This is a genomic window from Streptomyces sp. NPDC059037 (assembly GCF_042740015.1).
GTDB lineage: Bacteria > Actinomycetota > Actinomycetes > Streptomycetales > Streptomycetaceae > Streptomyces.
In genome coordinates, this window is record NZ_JBHYIG010000440.1 from 1 (window position 1) to 4896 (window position 4896).

Consider the following 4896-nt stretch of genomic DNA (forward strand, 5'->3'; position numbering starts at 1 on the left):
CACCCCGAAGGGTGCGGCCCCACATGTTCGTTCAACTCTGCCAAGCGCAATGCTTAGGCGGAGACAACCTCGATGTTGACCTTGGCGGCAACCTCGGGGTGCAGACGCACGGACGTCGCGTGAGCGCCCAGCGTCTTGATCGGCGCGTTCAGCTCGACACGGCGCTTGTCGACCTTCGGACCACCGGCAGCCTCGATCGCCGAAGCGATGTCAGCCGGGGTGACGGAACCGAAGAGACGACCGGCGTCGCCGGAGCGAACGGCCAGACGGACCTTGACGCCCTCGAGCTGGGCCTTGACCTCGTTGGCCTGCTCGATGGTCGCGATCTCGTGGATCTTGCGCGCGCGACGGATCTGCGCGACGTCCTTCTCGCCACCCTTGGTCCAGCGGATCGCGAAGTTCCGCGGGATCAGGTAGTTGCGGGCGTAGCCGTCCTTGACGTCTACGACCTCGCCGGCGGCACCGAGGCCAGTGACCTCGTGGGTGAGGATGATCTTCATTAGTCGGTCACCCTTCCCTTATCGCGCGGTGGACGTGTAGGGCAGCAGCGCCATCTCACGGCTGTTCTTCACGGCCGTGGCGACGTCACGCTGGTGCTGCGTGCAGTTGCCGGTCACGCGGCGGGCACGGATCTTGCCGCGGTCGGAAATGAACTTCCGCAGCATGTTCGTGTCCTTGTAGTCCACGTACGTGACCTTGTCCTTGCAGAATGCGCAGACCTTCTTCTTAGGCTTGCGCACAGGCGGCTTCGCCATGGTGTTTCTCCTGTGTGATCAAGAAGTGTGGGTACGGCCCACCCTTGGCCCTGAGGCCTAGAAGGGGGGCTCGTCCGAGTAGCCGCCGCCAGAGCCGCCGGAGCCGCCGGAGCTTCCGCCCCAGCCACCGCCGCCGCCCTGCTGCTGGCCGCCGCCGGCCGGCGCACCGGTCGCCCAGGGGTCGTCGGCGGGAGCACCGCCGCCACCCTGCTGCTGACCGCCACCGGAGCCGCCGCCCCAGTTGCCGCCGCCCTGCTGGCCGCCGCCACCGCCGCCGTATCCACCCTGGCCGCCGCGACCCGTGGTCTTGGTGACCTTGGCCGTGGCGTTCTTCAGGCTGGCGCCGACTTCCTCGACGTCCAGCTCGTAGACCGTGCGCTTGACGCCCTCGCGGTCCTCGTAGGACCGCTGCTTCAACCGGCCCTGCACGACGACGCGCATGCCTCGCTGAAGCGACTCAGCGACGTTCTCCGCCGCCTGACGCCAGACCGAGCAGGTGAGGAAGAGGCTCTCGCCGTCCTTCCACTCATTGGTCTGACGGTCGAAGGTGCGGGGAGTGGACGCGACACGGAACTTCGCGACCGCCGCACCGGACGGGGTGAAGCGCAGCTCGGGGTCGTCGACAAGATTGCCGACGACCGTGATGACGGTCTCGCCTGCCATGGGGGAACCTCTCGGCGGGTTTGCTGCTGGCTGCTTTTGCTGCTGCTACTCGAAACCCGAGTGCCGCTGAGCTGGGAAGCTCAGTGGGTCTCGGGACGGAGGACCTTGGTCCGGAGGACCGACTCGTTCAGGTTCATCTGGCGGTCGAGCTCCTTGACGACCGCAGGCTCGGCCTGCAGGTCGATGACCGAGTAGATGCCCTCGGGCTTCTTCTTGATCTCGTACGAGAGACGACGACGGCCCCAGGTGTCGACCTTCTCAACCTTTCCGTTGCCCTCACGGACGACGGAGAGGAAGTTCTCGATCAGCGGGGAGACAGCGCGCTCCTCGAGATCGGGGTCGAGGATGACCATCACTTCGTAGTGACGCATGTGGAACCCACCTCCTTTGGACTCAGCGGCCACGGTCGTTCCGTGGCAGGAGGGTCGTGATGCGTACGCAACGGTATCGGCAGCCACTGACAATCGGGCTCCTCGATCGGCAGACCGAGCTGGAGCCCTGCCAGGGGCCTGGGCAGACACCGGTGCAGACGGTACAGAGTACCCGCACCATGGCTTCCGGTTGAAATCCGGCGCCCGACGGGCAGAATCTGTACACATCGGGTGTGTATGGCGCTACGATGCGCCGCCTTCCGCAGGAGGTGCCTCATGGCACAGGCATTGCGACCGAACACCGCCGGCTCTCTCTTCGCCACGGACGGCAAGGCCCATCCACTGCAGGACACGCTCCTCGGCGTGACCCTGGTCCTCGGTGCGATCGCCTTCGTCTCCGCGATGTTCCACAACCTCCACCTGCTCAGCTCGTGGGCCGGCCTGGTGGGAATCGCCACGGGCGCCTGGGGACAGTTCGTCTCCGAGACGACCCGCGAGCGCTTCGGCCTGATCGTCGGTCTCGGTGCGTCGGCGGTCGGATTCTTCCTGGGCATGGCCCACGGCGGCCTCTTCGGCGGGCTCTGGTGACCCGCCCTCGGCACCCCCGCCACGCGTAGGCCGGGGGCCGAGTTCCGTACGCCCAGACGGGGCGCTCGCGGGGCACAGTAGGCTTCGGCGCGAGAGCCGGAGCCCCTGTACCCATGGGGACACACCAGCCCGAGGAGCGCCCCGAATGAGTCTGACCCTGAGGACCATCAGTCGCGAGCAGCATCTGGCGTACATCCAGAGCCTGCCGTCGGCAAGTCATTGCCAGGTCCCGGCATGGGCGGATGTGAAGAGTGAATGGCGTTCGGAGAACCTGGGCTGGTTCGACGACTCGACCGGCCAACTCGTCGGCGCGGGCCTGGTGCTCTACCGCCAGCTGCCCAAGCTGAAGCGCTATCTCGCGTACCTCCCCGAGGGCCCGGTCATCAATTGGTACGCCCCGAATCTGGACGACTGGCTGCAGCCGATGCTGGCGCATCTGAAGCAGCAGGGCGCCTTCTCCGTGAAGATGGGCCCGCCGGTCGTCATCCGGCGCTGGGACGCTCCCGCGATCAAGTCGGGCATCCAGAACCCGGACGTGAAGCGGCTGCGCGACGTCGAGGCCTCGCACATCGAGCCGCGTGCCTTCGAGGTCTCCGACCGGCTGCGCCGCATGGGCTGGCAGCAGGGCGAGGACGGCGGGGCCGGCTTCGGTGACGTACAGCCCCGCTACGTCTTCCAGGTGCCGCTGGCCAACCGCTCTCTGGACGAGGTCCTCAAGGGCTTCAACCAGCTGTGGCGGCGCAACATCAAGAAGGCCGAGAAGGCCGGTGTCGAGGTCGTCCAGGGGGGTTACGAGGACCTCGCCGAATGGCAGCGTCTCTACGAGATCACCGCGATCCGCGACAAGTTCCGTCCGCGGCCGCTGGGCTACTTCCAGCAGATGTGGCGGACCCTCAACTCCGAAGACCCCAACCGCATGCGGCTGTACTTCGCGCGGCACAACGGCGTGAATCTCTCCGCGGCGACGATGCTGGTCGTCGGCGGTCACGTCTGGTACTCCTACGGCGCCTCGGACAACATCGGCCGTGAGGTCAGGCCCTCGAACGCGATGCAGTGGCGGATGCTCCGCGACGCCTACGCGCTCGGCGCCACCGTCTATGACTTGCGGGGCATCTCCGACTCTCTGGACGAGACGGACCACCTCTTCGGACTGATTCAGTTCAAGGTGGGCACGGGTGGAGAAGCAGTCGAGTACATCGGCGAGTGGGACTTCCCGCTCAACAAGCTGCTTCACAAGGCGCTCGACATCTACATGTCGCGCCGCTGACCGCACTGACCCGGCACAATTCACACAGCCACGAGCACTGCCACAAATAGTCTTCATACCTCTGATACACCGCAGCCACGAGAAAGGTTCCGGGATCCGGCCATGGCGCTCACGCTCTATGTCGACACCGCGCGCTGGCGGGCACACCACAAGCACGTGCTGGAGCAGTTCCCGGGCATCGTCCCGGTCTGCAAGGGCAACGGCTACGGCTTCGGCCACGAGCGCCTCGCGGAGGAAGCGACCCGCTTCGGCTCCGACGTCCTCGCCGTCGGCACCACGTACGAAGCCGCCCGGATCAAGGACTGGTTCAGCGGTGACCTGCTGGTCCTGACCCCGTTCCGGCGGGGCGAGGAGCCCGTGCCACTGCCCGACCGTGTCATCCGCTCCGTGTCGTCCCTGGACGGCGTACACGGCCTCGTGGGCGCCCGCGTCGTCATCGAGGTCATGTCCTCGATGAAGCGGCACGGCGTGAGCGAGCAGGAGCTCTCGCAGCTGCACGCGGCCATCGAGGACGTACGGCTCGAAGGCTTCGCGATCCACCTGCCGCTGGACCGCACGGACGGCTCGGACGCCGTCGAGGAGGTCATCGGCTGGATGGACCGGCTGCGTGCGGCCCGTCTTCCGCTGCACACGATGTTCGTCAGCCACCTCAAGGCCAATGAACTCCAGCGCCTGCAGCAGCAGTTCCCGCAGACGCGCTTCCGCGCGCGTATCGGCACGCATCTGTGGCTGGGGGATCACGAGGCCACCCAGTACCGCGGCGCCGTCCTGGACGTCACGCAGGTGTCCAAGGGCGACCGCTTCGGCTACCGCCAGCAGAAGGTCGCGTCCGACGGCTGGCTGGTCGTCGTCGCGGGCGGCACCTCGCACGGCGTGGGCCTGGAAGCCCCGAAGGCGCTGCACGGCATGGTGCCGCGGGCGAAGGGCGTGGCCCGTGCGGGCCTCGCGACCGTCAACCGCAACCTGTCGCCGTTCGTCTGGGCCGGCAAGCAGCGCTGGTTCGCCGAGCCGCCGCACATGCAGGTCTCCATCCTCTTCGTGCCATCGGACGCGCAGGAGCCGAAGGTGGGCGAGGAACTGGTGGCCCATCTGCGGCACACCACCACGCAGTTCGACCGCATCGTCGACCGCTGATCCCACGTACGAGAAGGGCCGGGCGCGACCACACCCCCCCCCCCCCCGGGCGCGCGGAACGGTAGGGGGGGGGGGGGTTATAATGAGGGGGGGGCCCCCCCCCCCCACCCCGCCCCCC

7 protein-coding genes are annotated in these 4896 nt (G+C 67.4%); 3 read left to right on the forward strand and 4 right to left on the reverse strand.

All coding sequences use genetic code 11. The features are described from left to right. Positions 1-53 precede the first annotated feature (53 nt). The 4 genes from rplI to rpsF all read right to left on the reverse strand — a co-directional run bounded on the left by rplI (position 54) and on the right by rpsF (position 1789). A complete protein-coding gene (rplI, locus tag ACFWY6_RS44080) occupies positions 54-500 on the reverse strand; it encodes a 50S ribosomal protein L9 (protein WP_266864498.1) in 447 nt (148 codons plus the stop codon). 18 nt (positions 501-518) lie between these two features. Beyond that, positions 519-755 carry a 30S ribosomal protein S18 gene (gene rpsR, locus ACFWY6_RS44085; RefSeq protein ID WP_003949403.1) on the reverse strand — a complete coding sequence of 79 codons (237 nt, stop codon included), beginning with the start codon at positions 753-755 and terminating at the stop codon, positions 519-521. A 57-nt stretch (positions 756-812) separates the two neighbouring features. Next, complete coding sequence (locus ACFWY6_RS44090; RefSeq protein ID WP_135331198.1) at positions 813-1418, reverse strand: single-stranded DNA-binding protein; 606 nt, start codon at positions 1416-1418, stop codon at positions 813-815. Between the two features lie 80 nt (positions 1419-1498). Beyond that, positions 1499-1789, reverse strand: a complete 291-nt coding sequence (rpsF, locus tag ACFWY6_RS44095; RefSeq protein ID WP_006604399.1) for a 30S ribosomal protein S6 — start codon at positions 1787-1789, stop codon at positions 1499-1501. A 276-nt stretch (positions 1790-2065) separates the two neighbouring features. Here rpsF and ACFWY6_RS44100 point away from each other — a divergent pair, with 276 nt between their 5' ends. The 3 genes from ACFWY6_RS44100 to ACFWY6_RS44110 all read left to right on the forward strand — a co-directional run bounded on the left by ACFWY6_RS44100 (position 2066) and on the right by ACFWY6_RS44110 (position 4778). Further along, positions 2066-2377: a hypothetical protein gene (locus ACFWY6_RS44100; RefSeq protein ID WP_266864494.1), complete on the forward strand. Its 312-nt coding sequence runs from the start codon at positions 2066-2068 to the stop codon at positions 2375-2377. A 145-nt stretch (positions 2378-2522) separates the two neighbouring features. Further along, the gene (locus ACFWY6_RS44105) at positions 2523-3644 is read left to right on the forward strand and encodes a peptidoglycan bridge formation glycyltransferase FemA/FemB family protein (RefSeq protein ID WP_266864493.1); all 1122 of its coding nucleotides are present in this window, start codon (positions 2523-2525) and stop codon (positions 3642-3644) included. 102 nt (positions 3645-3746) lie between these two features. Beyond that, positions 3747-4778 carry an alanine racemase gene (locus tag ACFWY6_RS44110; RefSeq protein WP_266864492.1) on the forward strand — a complete coding sequence of 344 codons (1032 nt, stop codon included), beginning with the start codon at positions 3747-3749 and terminating at the stop codon, positions 4776-4778. The last annotated feature ends 118 nt before the right edge of the window (positions 4779-4896 follow it).

What these genes read in the sequence shown, in the direction of transcription:
- rpsF (WP_006604399.1), bottom strand. Translation starts at nt 1,789, where the DNA reads ATGCGTCACTACGAAGTGATGGTCATCCTCGACCCCGATCTCGAGGAG.
- rplI (WP_266864498.1), bottom strand. Translation starts at nt 500, where the DNA reads ATGAAGATCATCCTCACCCACGAGGTCACTGGCCTCGGTGCCGCCGGC.
- rpsR (WP_003949403.1), bottom strand. Translation starts at nt 755, where the DNA reads ATGGCGAAGCCGCCTGTGCGCAAGCCTAAGAAGAAGGTCTGCGCATTC.
- ACFWY6_RS44100 (WP_266864494.1), top strand. Translation starts at nt 2,066, where the DNA reads ATGGCACAGGCATTGCGACCGAACACCGCCGGCTCTCTCTTCGCCACG.
- ACFWY6_RS44105 (WP_266864493.1), top strand. Translation starts at nt 2,523, where the DNA reads ATGAGTCTGACCCTGAGGACCATCAGTCGCGAGCAGCATCTGGCGTAC.
- ACFWY6_RS44110 (WP_266864492.1), top strand. Translation starts at nt 3,747, where the DNA reads ATGGCGCTCACGCTCTATGTCGACACCGCGCGCTGGCGGGCACACCAC.
- ACFWY6_RS44090 (WP_135331198.1), bottom strand. Translation starts at nt 1,418, where the DNA reads ATGGCAGGCGAGACCGTCATCACGGTCGTCGGCAATCTTGTCGACGAC.